17 protein-coding genes are annotated in these 17,828 nt (G+C 72.3%); 9 read left to right on the top strand and 8 right to left on the bottom strand.

Going from position 1 to position 17,828, the window contains the following annotated elements; all coding sequences use genetic code 11:
• Window positions 1-28 precede the first annotated feature (28 nt).
• The gene (locus tag ACZ67M_RS23265; protein ID WP_469852552.1) at window positions 29-1,105 is read left to right on the top strand and encodes an SAM-dependent methyltransferase; all 1,077 of its coding nucleotides are present in this window, start codon (window positions 29-31) and stop codon (window positions 1,103-1,105) included.
• Here ACZ67M_RS23265 and ACZ67M_RS23260 read toward each other — a convergent pair.
• Complete coding sequence (locus ACZ67M_RS23260; RefSeq protein WP_469852550.1) at window positions 1,070-2,221, bottom strand: NADH-quinone oxidoreductase subunit D; 1,152 nt, start codon at window positions 2,219-2,221, stop codon at window positions 1,070-1,072. The genes ACZ67M_RS23265 and ACZ67M_RS23260 overlap by 36 nt on opposite strands.
• A 31-nt stretch (window positions 2,222-2,252) precedes the next feature.
• On the opposite strand from ACZ67M_RS23260, the gene ACZ67M_RS23255 reads away from it, so the two are divergent.
• Both ACZ67M_RS23255 and ACZ67M_RS23250 read left to right on the top strand, forming a co-directional pair.
• Window positions 2,253-2,774: a PH domain-containing protein gene (locus tag ACZ67M_RS23255; RefSeq protein WP_469852548.1), complete on the top strand. Its 522-nt coding sequence runs from the start codon at window positions 2,253-2,255 to the stop codon at window positions 2,772-2,774.
• Entirely contained in the window at window positions 2,771-4,129 is a 1,359-nt protein-coding gene (locus tag ACZ67M_RS23250) for a PH domain-containing protein (RefSeq protein WP_392011822.1), read from the top strand. Before ACZ67M_RS23255 ends, ACZ67M_RS23250 begins: the two co-directional genes overlap by 4 nt.
• A gap of 15 nt (window positions 4,130-4,144) precedes the next feature.
• Here the strand turns inward: ACZ67M_RS23250 and ACZ67M_RS23245 are convergent, their stop codons facing one another.
• Both ACZ67M_RS23245 and ACZ67M_RS23240 read right to left on the bottom strand, forming a co-directional pair.
• Window positions 4,145-5,389, bottom strand: coding sequence for a hypothetical protein (locus ACZ67M_RS23245; protein ID WP_469852546.1), 1,245 nt, complete (start codon window positions 5,387-5,389; stop codon window positions 4,145-4,147).
• Between the two features lie 128 nt (window positions 5,390-5,517).
• The gene (locus ACZ67M_RS23240; RefSeq protein WP_469852544.1) at window positions 5,518-6,648 is read right to left on the bottom strand and encodes an alpha/beta hydrolase; all 1,131 of its coding nucleotides are present in this window, start codon (window positions 6,646-6,648) and stop codon (window positions 5,518-5,520) included.
• Window positions 6,649-6,828: 180 nt separating this feature from the next.
• Here ACZ67M_RS23240 and ACZ67M_RS23235 point away from each other — a divergent pair, with 180 nt between their 5' ends.
• The 6 genes from ACZ67M_RS23235 (at window position 6,829) to ACZ67M_RS23210 (ending at window position 11,852) form a co-directional block, all read left to right on the top strand.
• Window positions 6,829-8,628 (top strand): phosphatidylglycerol lysyltransferase domain-containing protein, encoded by a 1,800-nt coding sequence (locus ACZ67M_RS23235; RefSeq protein WP_469852542.1) that lies wholly within the window; start codon window positions 6,829-6,831, stop codon window positions 8,626-8,628.
• Between the two features lie 97 nt (window positions 8,629-8,725).
• Entirely contained in the window at window positions 8,726-9,592 is an 867-nt protein-coding gene (folP, locus tag ACZ67M_RS23230) for a dihydropteroate synthase (protein WP_469852540.1), read from the top strand.
• Window positions 9,589-10,092 carry a nuclear transport factor 2 family protein gene (locus tag ACZ67M_RS23225; protein WP_122616847.1) on the top strand — a complete coding sequence of 168 codons (504 nt, stop codon included), beginning with the start codon at window positions 9,589-9,591 and terminating at the stop codon, window positions 10,090-10,092. The genes folP and ACZ67M_RS23225 overlap by 4 nt, the downstream gene beginning before the upstream one ends.
• Before the next feature lie 244 nt (window positions 10,093-10,336).
• Window positions 10,337-10,696, top strand: coding sequence for a dihydroneopterin aldolase (gene folB / locus ACZ67M_RS23220; protein ID WP_361361927.1), 360 nt, complete (start codon window positions 10,337-10,339; stop codon window positions 10,694-10,696).
• Entirely contained in the window at window positions 10,693-11,304 is a 612-nt protein-coding gene (folK, locus tag ACZ67M_RS23215) for a 2-amino-4-hydroxy-6-hydroxymethyldihydropteridine diphosphokinase (RefSeq protein WP_392011811.1), read from the top strand. The genes folB and folK overlap by 4 nt, the downstream gene beginning before the upstream one ends.
• Before the next feature lie 59 nt (window positions 11,305-11,363).
• Window positions 11,364-11,852, top strand: coding sequence for a DUF3180 domain-containing protein (locus tag ACZ67M_RS23210; protein WP_122616844.1), 489 nt, complete (start codon window positions 11,364-11,366; stop codon window positions 11,850-11,852).
• 30 nt (window positions 11,853-11,882) lie between these two features.
• Here ACZ67M_RS23210 and folE read toward each other — a convergent pair whose 3' ends face one another.
• The 5 genes from folE to ACZ67M_RS23185 form a co-directional block, all read right to left on the bottom strand.
• Window positions 11,883-12,488 (bottom strand): GTP cyclohydrolase I FolE, encoded by a 606-nt coding sequence (folE, locus tag ACZ67M_RS23205; RefSeq protein ID WP_064729100.1) that lies wholly within the window; start codon window positions 12,486-12,488, stop codon window positions 11,883-11,885.
• 123 nt (window positions 12,489-12,611) lie between these two features.
• Window positions 12,612-14,651, bottom strand: coding sequence for an ATP-dependent zinc metalloprotease FtsH (gene ftsH, locus ACZ67M_RS23200; protein WP_122616842.1), 2,040 nt, complete (start codon window positions 14,649-14,651; stop codon window positions 12,612-12,614).
• 194 nt (window positions 14,652-14,845) lie between these two features.
• A complete protein-coding gene (gene hpt / locus ACZ67M_RS23195) occupies window positions 14,846-15,406 on the bottom strand; it encodes a hypoxanthine phosphoribosyltransferase (protein ID WP_064729098.1) in 561 nt (186 codons plus the stop codon).
• A 27-nt stretch (window positions 15,407-15,433) separates the two neighbouring features.
• Window positions 15,434-16,480 carry a tRNA lysidine(34) synthetase TilS gene (tilS, locus tag ACZ67M_RS23190; protein ID WP_355829283.1) on the bottom strand — a complete coding sequence of 349 codons (1,047 nt, stop codon included), beginning with the start codon at window positions 16,478-16,480 and terminating at the stop codon, window positions 15,434-15,436.
• 191 nt (window positions 16,481-16,671) lie between these two features.
• Window positions 16,672-17,799, bottom strand: coding sequence for a zinc-dependent metalloprotease (locus tag ACZ67M_RS23185; protein ID WP_361361921.1), 1,128 nt, complete (start codon window positions 17,797-17,799; stop codon window positions 16,672-16,674).
• Window positions 17,800-17,828: the final 29 nt, after the last annotated feature.

Below are 17,828 nucleotides of genomic sequence, written 5' to 3'. Positions count from 1 at the left end.
CCCCTAGCCTGGGCCTGTGACAGCAGGGATGACAGGGGCCGATGAGGTTCCGGAGGCGCACCGCGAGTGGCGTGGCTGGAGGGAGGCCACACAGGAGGCCCTGTACGGGCCGGAGGGCTTCTACCGGACCGGTCCGGAGGGTCCGGCCGGGCACTTCCGCACCTCCGTCCACGCGTCGCCGCTCTTCGCCGCGGCGGTGGCGCGGCTGCTGTGCCGGGTCGACGAGGCCCTGGGCCGCCCCGCCCGGCTGGCCTTCGTGGACATGGCGGCCGGATGGGGCGAACTGGTCACCGCAGTGCTGGCCGCGCTGCCCGCCGCCGTGTCGGCCCGCACGCGCGCGTACGCCGTCGAGGTCGCCGGTCGTCCCGGGGGTCTCGACCACCGGATCGAGTGGCTCGCCGAGCCGCCGCACGGCGTCACCGGGCTGCTGTTCGCCAACGAGTGGCTGGACAACGTGCCGGTGGAGGTGGCGGAGGTGGACGCCGCGGGCGTGGCGCGGCGGGTGCTGGTCCGGGGCGACGGGACGGAGCGGCTCGGCGGACCGGTGGCCGGGGCGGAGGCCGCCTGGCTGGCGCGGTGGTGGCCGCTGCCCGGCGAGGAGGGGCTGCGGGCCGAGATCGGGCTGCCCCGGGACACCGCCTGGGCGTCGGCCGTGGCGTCGCTGGACGCGGGGCTCGCGGTGGCCGCCGACTACGCGCACACCGTGGACTCCCGCCCGCCGTTCGGGACGCTCACCGGCTTCCGGGCGGGGCGGGAGACGCGGCCGGTGCCGGACGGGTCGTGCGACATCACCGCGCATGTCGCGCTGGACGCGTGTGCGTCGGCCCACGCCGCGAGGTGCGCTCCGGATCGCACGCCCCCGGACGCCCTCGTACGCCCCCAGCGCGAGGCCCTTCGCGCCCTCGGGCTCACGGGCGTACGCCCCCCGCTCGCGCTGGCCTCCACCGACCCGGCGGCGTACCTGCGCGCCCTGACGCGCGCCTCGCAGGCGGCGGAACTGCTCGCGCCGGGCGGTCTGGGTGACTTCGGGTGGCTGCTCCAGCCGGTGGGCGGTGTGGACGCCGCCGCGCTACTTGTCGATGTCGCCGACGACGAAGAAGAGTGACCCGAGGATCGCCACCATGTCCGCGACCAGCGTGCCGGGCAGCAGCTCGGTCAGCGCCTGGATGTTGTTGAACGAGGCCGAGCGCAGCTTCAGCCGGTACGGCGTCTTCTCGCCGTTGCTGACGAGGTAGTAGCCGTTGATGCCGAGCGGGTTCTCGGTCCAGGCGTACGTGTGGCCCTCGGGCGCCTTCAGCACCTTGGGGAGCCGCTGGTTGACCGGCCCGGGCGCCAGCTCGGCCAGGCGGTCCAGGCAGGCGTCGGCGAGGTCGAGGGCGTTGTGCGTCTGCTCCAGGAGGACCTCGAAGCGGGCGAGGCAGTCCCCCTCGGTGCGGGTGACGACCTTCAGGGTGTCCTGGAGTTCGCCGTAGGCGAGGTACGGCTCGTCGCGCCGCAGGTCGAAGTCGACGCCGGAGGCGCGCGCGATCGGCCCGCTGACGCCGTAGGCGTGCACGGCCTCGGGCGTCAGGGCACCCACCCCACGCGTGCGCCCGCGGAAGATCTCGTTGCCGAGCACCAGGTCGTCGAAGACGTCCATGCGCGAGCGCACGGCGGCGACGGCGGCACGCGCGCGGCCGGTCCAGCCCGCCGGAAGGTCCTCCTTCAGGCCGCCGACGCGGTTGAACATGTAGTGCATGCGCCCGCCGGAGACCTCCTCCATGACGTTCTGGAGGACCTCCCGCTCCCGGAAGGCGTAGAAGACCGGGGTGATCCCGCCCAGCTCCAGGGGGTACGACCCCAGGAACATCAGGTGGTTGAGCACCCGGTTCAGCTCCGCGAGCAGCGTCCGCGTCCACACCGCGCGCGTGGGGACCTCCATGCCGAGCATCCGCTCCACGGCGAGGACGACGCCCAGTTCGTTGGAGAACGCCGACAGCCAGTCGTGGCGGTTGGCGAGCACGATGATCTGCCGGTAGTCGCGGGCCTCGAAGAGCTTCTCCGCGCCGCGGTGCATGTAGCCGATCACGGGTTCCGCGCTGGTGATGCGCTCTCCGTCCAGGACGAGCCTGAGCCGCAGCACGCCGTGCGTGGAGGGGTGCTGGGGCCCGATGTTGAGCACCATGTCGGTGCTCTCCGCGGCGCCGCCGATCCCGACCATGGTCTCCGTCGTAGGAGTCATGAACACAGTCTCCCCTACGTACGCTGGCCTCATGGAGACGGGGAGCCCTGACGACGCGGGCACGGCGGGGGCGACGGAGGCGGTGCGGGACGAGCCGGTGTGGACCGGCCTGCCGCCGGGACTGCTGCGCATGAGGCGGCTGTTGCTGGTGGTGTGGCTGGGGCTGCTGGCACTCGCCGCGGGGCTGCTGCCCGGCCTGTTCCTCGGCGCCCCGTGGGCGGCCCTGACGCTGCCGCCACTGGCCCTGCTGGCCTGGGGCTGGGTGATGCTGGAGCGCAACTGGCGCTCCTGGCGGTACGCCGAGCGCGCCGACGACCTGCTGATCAGCCGGGGCGTGCTGTGGCGGGAGGAGACCGTGGTGCCCTACGGCCGGATGCAGCTGGTCGAGGTCACCTCCGGGCCGGTCGAGCGGCACTTCGGCCTGGCCAGCGTGCAACTGCACACGGCCGCCGCCGCGACCGACGCGACCATCCCCGGCCTCGACCCGGCCGAGGCGGAACGCCTGCGCGACCGCCTCACCGAGCTGGGCGAGGCCCGATCGGCGGGGCTGTGACCACGCCCGGGGCCGGCGGCTCCACCCAGGCCACCGAGCACGGCCCGCCCCCCGGAGCGGACGGCGTCACCGAGCGCCGCCTGCACCCCGTCACGCCGCTGCGCCGCGCGTGGGCACCGGTCGCCGTGCTCGTCGGCTGGGCGGTGCACGACCCCGACCAGGCACAGCGCCAGCTGACCCGGCTGACCACCACACACCTGCTCATCGGCCTCGCCGTACTGATCCCGGCAGCCGGCCTCTACGGCTTCCTGACCTGGTGGTTCACCCACTACGCGGTGACCGACACGGAGCTGCGCATCCGCACCGGGCTGCTGTTCCGCCGTACCGCGCACATCCGCCTGGAACGCATCCAGGCCATCGACGTCACCCAGCCGCTGCTGGCCCGGGTCGCCGGGGTCGCCAAGCTCAAACTCGACGTCATAGGCACCGGCAAGAAGGACGAACTGGCCTTCCTGGGCGCCGGTGACGCCCGGGCGCTGCGGGCCGAGCTGCTCGCCCGCGCGGCCGGCTTCGCCCCCGAGACCGCGCACGAGGTCGGTGAGGCCCCCGCCCGGCAGCTGCTGCGGGTGCCGCCCGGTGTGCTGGCCGTCTCGCTGCTGCTGACCGGCGCGACCTGGGGCACGCTGCTCGCCGCCGTGGTCGTACCGACGCTGCTGTGGCTGGCCACCCACAACCTGTGGACGGTGCTGGCGACCGCAATCCCCCTGGTGGGTGCCGCGGGCGCGAGCAGCGCGGGCCGGTTCGTCGGGGAGTACGACTGGACCGTGGCCGAGTCCCAGGACGGGCTCCGCATCGACCACGGCCTGCTGGACCGCGCCCACGAGACGGTGCCGCCGGGGCGGGTGCAGACCGTGCGGATCGTGGAGCCGCTGCTGTGGCGGCGGCGCCGGTGGGTGCGGGTGGAGCTGGACGTGGCCGGCTCGTCGAACTCCGTGCTGCTGCCGGTCGCCCCGCGCGAGATCGCCGAGTCGGTCGTCGCGCGGGTGCTGCCCGGGGTGACCGTGCCGACGGCTTCGGACCTGTCACGTCCGCCGCGGCGCGCGGCGCGGTGCAGGCCGCTGTGGTGGCGCGGCTACGGCCTCGCCGTCACCGACGCGGTCTTCGCGGCCCGGTACGGACTGCTGCGGCGCAGCCTGGCGCTGGTGCCGCACGCCAAGGTGCAGAGCGTCCGGCTGACCCAGGGGCCCTGGCAGCGGGCGCTGCGGCTGGCGGACGTACGGGTGGACACGGGGGCGAACAAGACCGTGACCGCGCGGCTGCGGGACGCCGACGAGGCGGCCCGGCTGCTGGACAGCCAGGCGGAACGGTCCCGGACCGGACGCCGGGACGCGCCACCGGACCGCTGGATGGCCTGAGCCGTCCCCAGGGCCTCAGGACACCGCGCTGCGCAGCCCCTGCATGTCGATCTGCTCGGTCTCGTCGTGTTCCGTCAGGTCGATCACCTGGCCGACCCCCCGGGACTCCTCACCGGCCGGCTTGAAGGCGGCCTCCGCCTCGGCCTTGTGCAGGGCGAGGGCCTCCTGGCCGACCACGTCGGCGAGATCCTCGTTCTGGACGTTCTCCAGGGCGGCGCCGGAGGGCGCCGCGCCGTCCGCGCCGTCCCCGGGCTCCTTGGTGCCGAAGAAGTCGAAGCCGCCCTCGACCGACGGACGCCGCGCCGGCGCCGCCGGTACGACGGCCACCGCGGTCGGCACCGTGAAGTGACCGTCGGCCCGCCGGGTGGACCGGTCGGGCGGCGCGGGCCGTTCGTCGGCCTGCGTCGCCGGAGCGGCCGGGGCGGAGCTCTCGTGCCCGTCGGCCGCCTCGGGTTGCCCCTGCGCCTCGTCCTCCTGGACCGCCTCGGGCGCCGTCGCGCTCTCCCCACCGCCGCTGCCGCCGTCGTCACCGCCGTCGCCGTCGTCACCGCCGTCCTCGTCGCCGTCGGAGGAGTCGCCGCCGTCGTCCCGGTCGCCACCGTCCGGGCCGTTCGGCGCGTCCTCGTCGAAGCGCGCGAGGGCCGCGTTGGCCCGGAGGAACAGCCGCGAGCCGGCGGGGGAGAAAACGGCCTGCGCCTCGTCCGTCACGGCCTCGGCCGGGTCCTCGGCGGCCGGGACACCGCCCTCGTCGGTCGCCTCCTCGGCCGGTGCCGGTCGTGCCGCCGGCAGCGCGGGCGTCGACGGCACCGCCTCTATCTCCAGCAGCCGGCGGCCCTCCAGCGCCGTGGCACGCTCGGTCTCCGCCGTGGCGTAGCGCCGCAGCAGCGAGGCGTGCTCGTTGCGCAGCCCCGCCAGCTCGGTGCGCTTGGCCCGCAGCCGGTGCTCCAGCTTGACGCGCAGTTCGCGCGACTCCTCCAGGTCGGACTCCAGTTCGGCGACCCGTTCCTCGTACCGCCACTCGTCGCTCGCCCGCGCGCGCGTGAGGTCGGCGACGCGCCTGCCCGCCTGTGCGTCCCAGTGCCGCATGACGACCGCGCCGACGACGGCCGTCACCGCGGCGGCCGCGGCCAGCACACGGAGGATCATGGTCTCGCTGAACACCCAGGGGCCGAGGGCGCAGACGACGGAGACGCCTGCGATCGCCGACGGAGGAAGCAGCCTGTGCAGAGGCGGGGAATGGCGGTGACGTCCACGTGGCATGGCCAGAAACTTACCGCGCGTAGGCGAATCTTGGCGCCCCGCCCCGTAAAAACACGGTCGTCTCCGACGTGTTCACACGGCACCGGGATTCCACAAGCCCGCCGAGGGGCGAATTACCTCAAGATCATTCACGCCGGGCGCCCGCCCAGCCGCTGACCGAGCCACTCCAGCGTCGCGGGAATCTCCCGCCGCCAGGTATTGAAGTTGTGCCCGCCGCTTTCCAGGATGATCGAAGAGATCCGGGTCGGCTTCCTGCTCTTGACCCGCTCGATGAACGCCAGCGTGTCCCGGTAGTTCGTCTCGCCCGACCTGCTGCTGGTCACGAGCAGGGAAGTGTCCGGCGCGGGCTTGTTCTTGAGATACCACCAAAGATTCGCGTGGTTCTTCCGTTCCTTGTCGCCCTGGAAGAGATCACCGGTCGTGGGGTCGTTCGGCGCGTCGTAGTACGCGGAGAGCCCGGCCCCGGCGCCGAACACCTCGGGATGGTGCACGGCGAGTTTCAGCGCGCAGTATCCGCCCGTCGAGTTGCCGACGACACCCCAGCTCCCCCGCCCCTTCGCCACGCGGTAGTGGGCGCCCACCGCCTCGGGAAGGTCCTTCGCGAAGAACGTCTCCGTCCGGGGGCCGCCCGGCACGTCCACGCACTCCGTGTCCCGGGGCGGCGCGACCGTCGGCCGCAGCATCACCAGGATCATCGGCCGCATCCGTCCGGCCCGGGCCGACTCCCATGCCGTGCGCGGATAGTGGAGCTTGTCCACCAGCGCCTCGGCGGTCCCCGGGTACCCGGTCAGGACGACGGCCGCGGGGAACGTACGGCCGCGGTGCCGGGCCTGGAAGTACTCCGGCGGCAGATACACGTACGCGGGTGTCGCGATCCCCGTCGTACGCCCGACGACCTCGATCTCCTCGATCCGCCCGCCCGTCTCGGGCCCGCCGCCACCCACCTTCGTCACCCGTCTGTCCCCGACGACCCGCAGCGGCCCCGAGGGACCACCGGCCGCGTGGTCCACGACCACGCCCCGGCCGTCCTCCCGGCCGAACAGGTCGGCCCAGCTGCCGTAGAACCCGAAGGACTGGTTGGCCACCAGACCGACCGCCGCGAAGACGGCCAACTGGGTCGCGAACAGCAGGCCCACGCGTCCCAGCACCGCGCGTATGCCACCGCGGGCCAGCCGCGGCCACAGCCAGACCGTGCCGGCGAACAGCAGCACGCCGGCCAGTACCGCCAACGCCAGCACCTTGTCGCTCGTGAGACCCATGCCTTGGTACCTGCCTGCGCTTTCCGTGTGCCCGTTCGGGCAATCCGATCGAGGGGAGTGAACCTCTCCCTCCAAGACACCGTCCTAGAGGGCGCAATGTCGCCGGATGCCCGAAACGGGCCCGGATCCACGGTTACTCGCAGAACAACAGGTGCGATGTCTGTCAGGACAGATGAGGAAATGTCGGGTGCGGTTCCGGCAGGACCCACCCGCGTACGCCGACTGCCGCGCGGCCCCCGCCCGGAGAACGTGCCGCTCCTCGTCGGCCGCGCCTGCGCGCTCGTCGGCCTGCTGGACATCGCCGCCGGAGTCTTCCCCCGCTTCCGGCACAGCCGCATGCACGCCCTCGCCGAGGTACTGCCGGGCTCGTTCGGCCCGTTCGCCGCGGCCCTCTCCCTCAGCGCCGGCGTCCTGCTGCTCCTCCTCGCCCACGGCCTCAAACGCCGCAAGCGCCGGGCCTGGCGGGCCGCGGTGGCCCTCCTCCCGGTGGGCGCCGTCGCTCAGTTCGGCTACCGCCACTCGATCCTCGGCGTACTGATCTCCCTCGCGCTGCTCGCGCCCCTGCTGCGCCACCGCGACCAGTTCGCCGCCCTGCCCGACCCGCGCAGCCGCTGGCGGGCACTGGCCAACTTCGTCCTCATGGGGGCCGGTTCGCTCACCCTCGGCCTCCTGATCGTCAGCGCCCACCCGCGCCGGATGATCGGCGCCCCGAGCCTGGCCGACCGCATCACCCACGTCCTGTACGGCCTGTTCGGCGTGGAGGGCCCGGTCGACTACGCGGGCAACACCTCCTGGACGGTCGCCTTCTCCCTCGGCGCGCTCGGCCTGCTGACCGCCGTGACCACCATCTACCTGGCCTTCCGCCCCGAACACCCGGCGGCGCGCCTCACCGAGGAGGACGAGTCCCGCCTGCGCGCCCTCCTCGCCCGGCACGGCGGCCGCGACTCCCTCGGCCACTTCGCGCTCCGCCGCGACAAGGCGGTGGTCTTCTCCCCCAGCGGCAAGGCGGCCGTCACCTACCGCGTCGTCTCCGGCGTGATGCTGGCCAGCGGCGACCCGATCGGCGACGTGGAGGCGTGGCCGGGCGCGATCGAACGCTTCATGGACGAGGCACGCGCCCACTCCTGGACACCGGCCGTGATGGGCTGCTCCGAGACCGGCGGCGAGGTGTGGACCCGCGAGACCGGGCTCGACGCGCTGGAACTGGGGGACGAGGCGGTGGTGGACGTCCCGGATTTCTCCCTCGCCGGCCGCGCGATGCGCAACGTACGCCAGATGGTCAAGCGCATCGAGCGGGCCGGTTACGAGACCCGGGTACGGCGCGTGGCTGACCTCCCCGACGCCGAACTGGACCGCGTCCGCCGCGCCGCGGACGCGTGGCGGGGCACCGACACCGAGCGCGGTTTCTCGATGGCGCTGGGCAGGGTCGGCGACCCGGCCGACGGCGACTGCCTGATCGCGACCGCGCACAAGCAGGACGCCGAGCCGGGCGAGTACGGCGACCTCAAGGCCATCCTGCACTTCGTCCCGTGGGGCAGCGACGGCGTGTCCCTGGACCTCATGCGCCGCGACCGCGCGGCCGATCCCGGCATGAACGAGCTGCTGATCGTGGCCGCGCTCCAGGCGGCGCCGAAGCTGGGCATCGCGCGGGTGTCGCTGAACTTCGCGATGTTCCGCGCGGCGCTCGCACGCGGCGAGAAGATCGGCGCGGGCCCGGTCCTGCGCGCCTGGCGCGGCCTGCTCGTGTTCCTGTCCCGCTGGTTCCAGATCGAGTCCCTGTACAAGTTCAACGCGAAGTTCCGCCCCCGCTGGGAGCCGCGCTTCGTGGTCTACCGCTCCTCGTCCGACCTCCCCCGCATCGGCTTCGCCGCCATGCAGGCCGAGGGCTTCGTCACCCTCACCCCGCCCCTCCCCCCGGCCCTGCGCCGCCGCACGCGACCCCGCCGCCCCTGCGCCCACGGGGACCCGCACGTGGCCTGACCGGGGTGGTCGGGTGCCGCCGGCCGGCGCCGGCCGGCCCACCCGACGGGCCACCGGCCCCCGCAGGCATCCCACCCACTGGGCCTACGCTGAACACATGAGCAAGCAGACCGGCCGCCGCCACCACCTGGCGGGCCTCACCGCATGGGACCGCTGCGCGGTCATGGGGGTCGTCAACGTGACCCCCGACTCCTTCTCCGACGGCGGTCGCTTCTTCGACACCACGGCCGCCATCAAGCGCGGCCTCGACCTGGTGGCCCAGGGCGCCGACCTCGTGGACGTCGGCGGCGAGTCCACCCGCCCCGGCGCCACCCGCGTCGACGAGGACGAGGAACTCCGCCGCGTGGTCCCCGTGGTCCGCGGCCTCGCCTCCGAGGGCGTCACGGTCTCCGTCGACACCATGCGCGCCTCGGTCGCCGCCCAGGCCCTCGCCTCCGGCGCCGCCCTCGTCAACGACGTCAGCGGCGGCCTGGCCGACCCCCGGATGATCCCGGTGGTCGCCGACGCCGCCGCCCCCTTCGTCGTCATGCACTGGCGCGGCCTCCTGGAGGGCGGCAACGTCAAGGGCGTCTACGAGGACGTGGTCACCGAGGTCGTCGACGAGCTGCGCGCACGCGTGGAGGCCGTCCTGGAGGGCGGCATCTCCCCCGACCGCGTCGTCGTCGACCCCGGCCTCGGCTTCTCCAAGAACGCCGAGCACGACCTGGTCCTCCTCGCCCACCTCGACCGCCTCCTGGGCCTCGGCCACCCCCTCCTCGTCGCCGCCTCCCGCAAACGCTTCCTCGGCCGCGTCCTCGCCGCCGACCCCCGGGCCACCCCGCCCCCCGCGCGGGAGCGCGACGCGGCCACGGCCGCCGTCTCCGCCCTCGCCGCGCACGCCGGCGCGTGGGCCGTCCGCGTGCACGAGGTCCGCGCCACCGCCGACGCCGTACGGGTCGCCCGCGCCGTCGAAGGAGCCCGGTGAACGCCCCGCACCTCGACGTCGAACAGGTCGAGTCCGCCAACACCGCCTTCTACGAGGCGCTGGAACAGGGCGATTTCGACAAGGTCTCCGCGTTCTGGCTCACCCCGTCCGACCTGGGCGTCGACGAGACCTACCACGACCCGGCCGACGCCGGCGTGGTCTCCTGCGTGCACCCCGGCTGGCCGGTACTCACCGGCCGCGGCGAGGTGCTCCGCTCCTACGCCCTGATCATGGCGAACACCGACTACATCCAGTTCTTCCTCACCGACGTCCACGTCTCCGTCACCGGCGACACCGCCCTGGTCACCTGCACCGAGAACATCCTCAGCGGCGGCCCCGCCCCCGACGGCGACGAGGAGCTGGGCCCGCTCGTCGGTCAGCTCGTGGTCGCCACGAACACGTTCCGGCGTACGCCCGCCGGCTGGAAGCTCTGGTCCCACCACGCCTCCCCCGTACTCGCGGAGACCGACGACGACGAGAGCGAGGACACACCTTCCTGACCGGAAGGACCAAGAACGACAAGAAGTGGTTGGAATCACGGACCGCCGGGTATGGGCGGCTACCAACCCGTGATCCACCGGGACCGCCAGGGAAAACGCCGGGTGAAACCTCCCGGCCCCCGCCCGGTCCCCCACCCCCCGTGGCCCGGCCCTGTCGGTGCTCGCGGGTAGATTCGACTGTGGCCGCCGTACCGCCCGCACGTGGTACGACCGGCCCCGACCGACGACTGCAGGAGTGATTCGCGTGGATCGTGTCGCGCTGCGCGGCCTCAAGGCCCGCGGGCACCACGGTGTGTTCCCCAAGGAACGCGAGGACGGCCAGACCTTCCTCGTCGACCTCGTCCTGGGCCTGGACACCCGGCCGGCCGCGGCCGACGACGACCTGGCGAAGACCGTGCACTACGGCATCGTGGCCGAGGAGGTCGTGGCCGTCGTGGAGGGCGAGCCCGTCAACCTCGTCGAGACGCTCGCCGAGCGCATCGCCCAGGTCTGTCTGAAGCACGAAGGGGTGCGGGAGGTCGAGGTCTGCGTCCACAAGCCGGACGCGCCGATCACCGTCCCCTTCGACGACGTGACCGTCACCATCATCCGGAGCCGTGTATGAGCACCCCCTTCGCCAAGGGTTCCAGCGACCCGACCGTACAGCCGGTGCCCGCCTCCGTCATCGAGCAGGTCGACGCCGCGGACACGACGCTGTCCAACCCCAAGCGCGCCGTGATCGCTCTCGGCGCCAACCTGGGCAACCGCCTGGAGACCCTCCAGGGCGCCATCGACGCTCTTGAGGACACCCCCGGCGTCCGCGTCAAAGGGGTGTCGCAGGTGTACGAGACGGAGCCGTGGGGCGTCGCGCCCGACAGCCAGCCGTCGTATTTCAACGCGGTCGTGGTCGTGAAGACCACCCTGCCCCCGTCCTCCCTGCTGGAGCGCGCGCACGCGGTCGAGGAGGCCTTCCACCGGGTCCGCGACGAGCACTGGGGCCCGCGCACCCTGGACGTCGACATCGTCGCCTACGCCGAGGTCGTCTCCGACGACCCGCAGCTCACCCTCCCCCACCCGCGCGCCCACGAACGCGCCTTCGTGCTCGCGCCCTGGCTCGACGTGGACCCCGAGGCCCGGCTGCCCGGAAAGGGCACGGTCGCCGGCCTCCTGGACACCGTCACCCGCGACGGCGTCGCGCCCCGCGCCGACCTGGAACTCCGGCTGCCCGAGTAGTCGTTAAGGTCGACGAGATCACGACGACCGCTCAGGGACCGAAGGGACACCGGAACACCGTGAAAGAGCTGCGCATCAGGGTGCTGGCCGGCGTCTTCGTCGTCGCCGGTGTCCTGTCCTGGGCCGGCGCCCGCCTGTGGAACTCGGTGGGGACCCTGCCGAGCGTCCCCCTGGCCGCCCCGGTGGTCCTCGCCCTGATCGCGGTGATCCTGCTGGCCACGGCGCTCTCGCTCCGCGCCCGCCTCAAGGCGCAGCGGGAGCGCGTCCCGGGCGCCAAGGGCGTGGACCCGATGATGGCGGCCCGCGCGGTCGTCTTCGCCCAGGCCAGCGCCCTGGTGGCCGCCCTCGTCGCCGGTATGTACGGCGGCACGGGCGTCTTCCTGCTGGAGTACCTGGACATCCCGGCCCGCCGCGACCAGTCCATCTACGCCGGCCTCTCGGTGGTGGCGGGCATCGGCGTCATAGCGGCCGCGGTCTTCATGGAGCGGGTCTGCAAGCTCCCGGAGGACGAGGACGACGACCACCCGGGCGCGGCGACGGCGGCCTGAGCCGCACGCCGGCCCGCCGCCGGCACCCCCTCAGCGAGCCATGATCAGGCTCATGGCCTCGTTGCGCGTGGCGACGTCCCGCAGCTGTCCCCGCACCGCCGACGTGAGCGTCTTCGCGCCGGGCTTGCGGATGCCCCGCATCGACATGCACATGTGCTCGCACTCGACCACGACGATCACTCCGCGCGGTTCGAGGATCTCCATCAGGGAGTCGGCGATCTGCGTGGTGAGACGTTCCTGCACCTGCGGGCGCCGGGCGAAGACGTCGACGAGGCGGGCCAGCTTGGACAGGCCGGTGATCTTCCCGCTGCTGGACGGGATGTAGCCCACGTGCGCCACCCCGCGGAACGGCACCAGATGGTGCTCACAGGTCGAGAACACCTCGATGTCCTTCACCAGGACCATCTCGTCGTGCCCGAGGTCGAACGTCGTCGTCAGCACGTCCTCCGGCTGCTGCCACAGCCCGGCGAATATCTCCTTGTACGCCCGCGCCACCCGTCCCGGCGTCTCCCGCAGGCCCTCGCGGTCCGGGTCCTCGCCGACCGCGATGAGCAGTTCGCGTACGGCGTTCTCGGCCCGCTTCTCGTCGAACTCGCCGATCTCGCCCTCGCCGTCCAACGTCACGGGGTCGGTCATCTGGTGCCTCGTTCCTGTGCTGTCCTGCGGTCGGCATGAGGAAATGCCGCACCCCCCAAGGCTAGAACCTGGGGGGCGCGGCATACATTCCGGGCCTGGTGGGCCCGTCGGGAGTGACCGGGGTCAGCTCTCCGGACGGTCCTCCGGGGCGTGCTCCGGTGCCGGGGCGGGCTCCACCGTGGGGCTCTTGGTGGTGGAGATCGCCGCCGTCGCGCCGTTCGCTCCGTTCGTCAGGGCCAGCTCCTTGGGGGAGAGCACCGGCGGACGGGTCGAGGGCGTACGGCGCGAGGAGCCGGTCCAGGCGGGCCGGGCCGGGCGCTTGACGATCTGGGCGAAGACCTCGGCGATCTCCTCCTTGCCCAGCGTCTCCTTCTCCAGCAGGGCGAGGACGAGGTTGTCGAGGACGTCGCGGTTCTCGACCAGGATCTCCCAGGCCTCGTTGTGCGCCGTCTCGATGAGCTTCTTGACCTCTTCGTCCACCAGCGCGGCGACCTCTTCCGAGTAGTCGCGCTGGTGGGCCATCTCACGCCCGAGGAACGGCTCGCTGTTGTCACCGCCGAACTTGATGGCACCGAGGCGCTCGGTCATGCCGTACTGCGTGACCATGGCACGGGCCACGCTGGTGGCCTTCTCGATGTCGTTGGCGGCACCCGTCGTCGGGTCGTGGAAGACCAGTTCCTCGGCCGCGCGGCCGCCCAGCATGTAGGCGAGCTGGTCCAGCATCTCGTTGCGCGTGGTCGAGTACTTGTCCTCGTCCGGGAGCACCATCGTGTAACCGAGGGCCCGGCCTCTCGACAGGATCGTGATCTTGTGGACCGGGTCGGAGTTCGGTGAGGCCGCCGCGACCAGGGCGTGTCCGCCCTCGTGGTACGCGGTGATCTTCTTCTCCTTGTCCGACATGATCCGGGTCCGCTTCTGCGGGCCCGCGACCACACGGTCGATCGCCTCGTCCAGCATCTGGTTGTCGACCAGCTTCTTGTCGCTGCGGGCCGTCAGCAGAGCGGCCTCGTTCAGCACGTTGGCCAGGTCGGCGCCGGTCATGCCGGGCGTACGACGGGCGACGGCCGACAGGTCGACGTCGGGCGCGACCGGCTTGCCCTTCTGGTGGACCTTGAGGATCTCCAGCCGGCCCTGCATGTCCGGGCGGTCGACGGCGATCTGCCGGTCGAAGCGGCCGGGGCGCAGCAGCGCCGGGTCGAGGATGTCGGGCCGGTTGGTGGCGGCGATGAGGATCACGCCGCCCTTCACGTCGAAGCCGTCCATCTCGACGAGCAGCTGGTTCAGGGTCTGCTCGCGCTCGTCGTGGCCACCGCCGAGGCCGGCGCCGCGGTGGCGGCCGACCGCGTCGATCTCGTCGACGAAGACGATCGCCGGGGCGTTCGCCTTGGCCTGCTCGAACAGGTCACGGACTCGGGAGGCACCGACACCGACGAACATCTCGACGAAGTCGGAACCGGAGATCGAGTAGAACGGCACGCCCGCCTCGCCCGCGACGGCACGCGCGAGCAGGGTCTTGCCGGTGCCGGGCGGGCCGTACAGCAGCACGCCCTTGGGGATCTTGGCGCCGACGGCCTGGAACTTGGCCGGCTCCTGGAGGAACTCCTTGATCTCGTGGAGCTCCTCGACGGCCTCGTCCGAGCCGGCGACGTCGGAGAACGTCGTCTTGGGGGTGTCCTTGGTGATGAGCTTGGCCTTGGACTTGCCGAAGTTCATCACGCGGCTGCCGCCGCCCTGCATCTGATTCATCAGGAACAGGAAGACGACGACGATCAGGACGAACGGCAGCAGGGAGAGCAGAATGCCGACGAACGGGTTCTGCTTCGACGGCGACACCGTGTAGCCGTCGGAGATCTGCTTGTCCTGGTACTTGTTCTGCAGGGTGTTGGCGAGGGTCACGCCCTGGTCGCCGATGTAGCTCGCCTGGATCTTCGAGCTGCCCTCGACCTTTTCGCCGTCCTTGAGCTGGACCTTGATGGTCTGCTCGTCACCGGTGGTCAGCTTGGCCGACTCGACCCTGTTGTCGTTGATCGCCTGGACGACCTGGCCCGTGTCCACCGTCTTGTAGCCGCCGGACGAGCCAACGACCTGCATCAACACGACCACGGCAAGGACGGCCAGCACGATCCACATGATTGGCCCACGGAAGTATCGCTTCACGTCCATCCACACGGAGCGGTGTCGCCCCGTCCCTCCTGCCATAGTGAGTTTGATAAGACAGTTCTTCTGACGGTACCCCAGCCCGGCGGCCCTCAGCCGCACGGGACCGCTGGCGCCCCGTCTGCATGCTCCAACGGCGCGGGGGCCTCCGGGGTTCCCGGTGACCCCCCGATCGCCGCGCTGCCCGCCACTGGGGCGGGTCAGCCGCCGTAGACGTGGGGCGCGAGCGTACCGACGAACGGCAGATTGCGGTACTTCTCGGCGTAATCGAGGCCATACCCCACGACGAACTCGTTGGGGATGTCGAAGCCGACCCATTCCACGTCGATGGCGACCTTCGCCGCGTCGGGCTTGCGCAGCAGCGTGCACACCTTGAGGGAGGCGGGCTCGCGCGAGCCGAGGTTGGAGATCAGCCAGGACAGGGTCAGGCCGGAGTCGATGATGTCCTCGACGATCAGGACGTGCCTGCCCTTGATGTCGGTGTCGAGGTCCTTGAGGATCCGCACCACGCCGGAGGACTGGGTGCCCGCGCCGTACGACGACACGGCCATCCAGTCCATGGTGACGGGGGAGGACAGCGAGCGGGCGAGGTCGGCCATGACCATCACGGCGCCCTTGAGCACGCCCACGATGAGCAGGTCCTTGCCCGCGTACTCCGCGTCGATCTTCTCCGCCAGCTCGGCCAGCTTGGCGTCGATCTCTTCCTTGGTGATGAGTACCTTCTCGAGGTCGGCACCCATGTCGTTCGCGTCCACCCGCATCACTTTCGGTCGTCCCACCGGCCGTATTCAGCCTTGCCGAATCACCAGTCTGCCACCCTGCCGCTGGGCGACGACTTTGCCGGGGAGGTTGATGGCCCCCTGACCGCGCCAGCCGGTGATCAGCCGGTCGACTTCCTCGATGTGGCGGGCGAACAGGGCACCGGCCGGGGCGCCGGCCGCGATGGCGGCGCGGCGCAGGATCCGGCGGCGCACGGCGGGCGGCAGGGCGTAGAGCTTGGCGCACTCCAGCACGCCCGTGGCGTCGCGGACGCCCTCCTCGGCCTGGCGGGCCCAGGTGTCGAGGGCGTCTGCGTCGTCCCGGGAGAGCTGGGCGGTGCGGGCGAGGGCCTCGACGACGCCCTTGCCGAGGGCCTTCTCCAGGGCGGGCAGGCCCTCGTGGCGCAGTCGGGAGCGGGTGTACGCCGGGTCGGCGTTGTGCGGGTCGTCCCAGACCGGCAGGGACTGGACCATGCAGGCCTTGCGGGCGGTCTGGCGGTCGACCTGGAGGAAGGGGCGCCGGTAACGGCCGTCGGCCCCCGAGACCGCGGCCATGCCCGACAGGGAGCGGATGCCGGAGCCGCGGGCGAGGCCCAGCAGGACGGTCTCCGCCTGGTCGTCGCGGGTGTGGCCGAGCAGGACGGCGGCGGCGCCGTGGCGGGCCGCGGCGGCGTCCAGGGCGGCGTAGCGCGCGTCGCGGGCGGCGGCTTCGGGGCCGCCCGCGCGGCCGACGCTGACGGCGATGGCCTCGACGGGGTCCAGGCCCAGTTCGCGCAGGCGCAGGACGACCTCTTCGGCGCGCAGGTCGGAGCCGTTCTGGAGGCCATGGTCGACGGTGACGCCGCCGGCCCGGACGCCGAGCCGGGGGGCTTCGAAGGCGAGGGCGGAGGCGAGCGCCATGGAGTCGGCGCCACCGGAGCAGGCGACGAGCACGAGCGGTGACGGCGGCCGCTCGGGTGTCGGTCCGGCGGCCGTCGCGGCGGGGACGCCGGCCGTGGTCTTCAGTTCGGTGAGGATGTCGTGGAGGACGCGGCGGACCGCCAGGCGTATCGCCGCGACCGCAGGATGGGGACCCATGTCCGGTGCCCTTCATGAAGTTTCGGGGGGTGAGCCCGGGGTTCTGTCACGCAGAGTGTGTAGATGGTGACAGAAACGGGCCGTTCCCCGAGCATCGCACGCCTGTCGAGGGCTCACGGTCCCTCGGACGGGTGATTGGAGGGTCGTTCGCCTGCCGTCGGCCGGAATCGTTCACGCCGCTTGAGGGGGGCTCACGACTCCGGCTTGCGGTGCACCCGCGCGATCCAGTCCGCCGGTTTGGCGATCTCCGACTTGGTGGGGAGGGTGTTGGGCGACGTCCACACGCGGTTGAAGCCGTCCATTCCGCACTCGTCGACGACGGCCCGTACGAAGCGCTCGCCGTCCCGGTACTGGCGGAGTTTGGCGTCCAGGCCGAGCAGCCTGCGCAGTGCGAGGTCGAGGCGGGAGGCGCCCTTGGCGCGGCGCTGCTGGAACTTCTCGCGGATCTCCGCGACGCTCGGCACGACCGCCGGGCCGACCCCGTCCATCACGAAGTCGGCGTGGCCCTCCAGCAGGGACATCACGGCGGTGAGGCGGCCGAGGACCTCCCGCTGGGCCGGGGTCTGCACCAGCTCCACCAGCGAGCGGCCACCGTCGTCCTCCTCCCCCTCGGGGCGGCCCCCGGCGAGGGTCTGGGCGGCCTCGCGGACCCGCTCCAGGACGGTCATGGGGTCGACGTCGGTCTCCGCCAGGAACGACTGGATTTCGCCCTCCAGGTGGTCGCGCAGCCAGGGCACGGCCGTGAACTGGGTGCGGTGCGTCTCCTCGTGCAGGCAGACCCACAGGCGGAAGTCGTGCGGGTGGACGTCGAGTTCGCGTTCGACGTGCACGATGTTCGGCGCGACCAGGAGCAGCCGGCCGCCGCCGTCGGCACCGGCGGGGAGTTCCCGGGTGGCCGGGGCGAAGGTCTCGTACTGGCCGAGGACGCGGGAGGACAGGAACGACAGCAGCATGCCCAGTTCCACACCGGTGACCTTGCCGCCGACGGCGCCGAGGACCGCGTTGCCGGCGCCGTCGCCGCGCCGCTCCTGGAGCTTCTCCAGGAGGGGTTTGAGGATCTCGCGGAACCCGGCGACGTTCGCCCGGACCCAGCCGGGGCGGTCGACGACCAGGACGGGGGTGTCGTGGATCTCGTCGGTGGCCATACGGGTGTAGCCCCGGACGTGTTCCTCGGATGCCTTGGCATGGCGGCGGAGTTCCGCGACGACCGCCCTGGCCTCGTCGCGGCTCACCTCGGGGCCCGGCCGTACGAGCCGGGTCGCGGTCGCCACCGCGAGGTTCCAGTCGACCATGCCGGAATTTGCGCCGATGCTCGTCATGCGTCAACGGTACGGGAGCCCCGCCGTTG

This window comes from Streptomyces sp. NPDC107500, from assembly GCF_055582785.1.
This window is presented reverse-complemented; position numbering and strand designations above follow the sequence as displayed.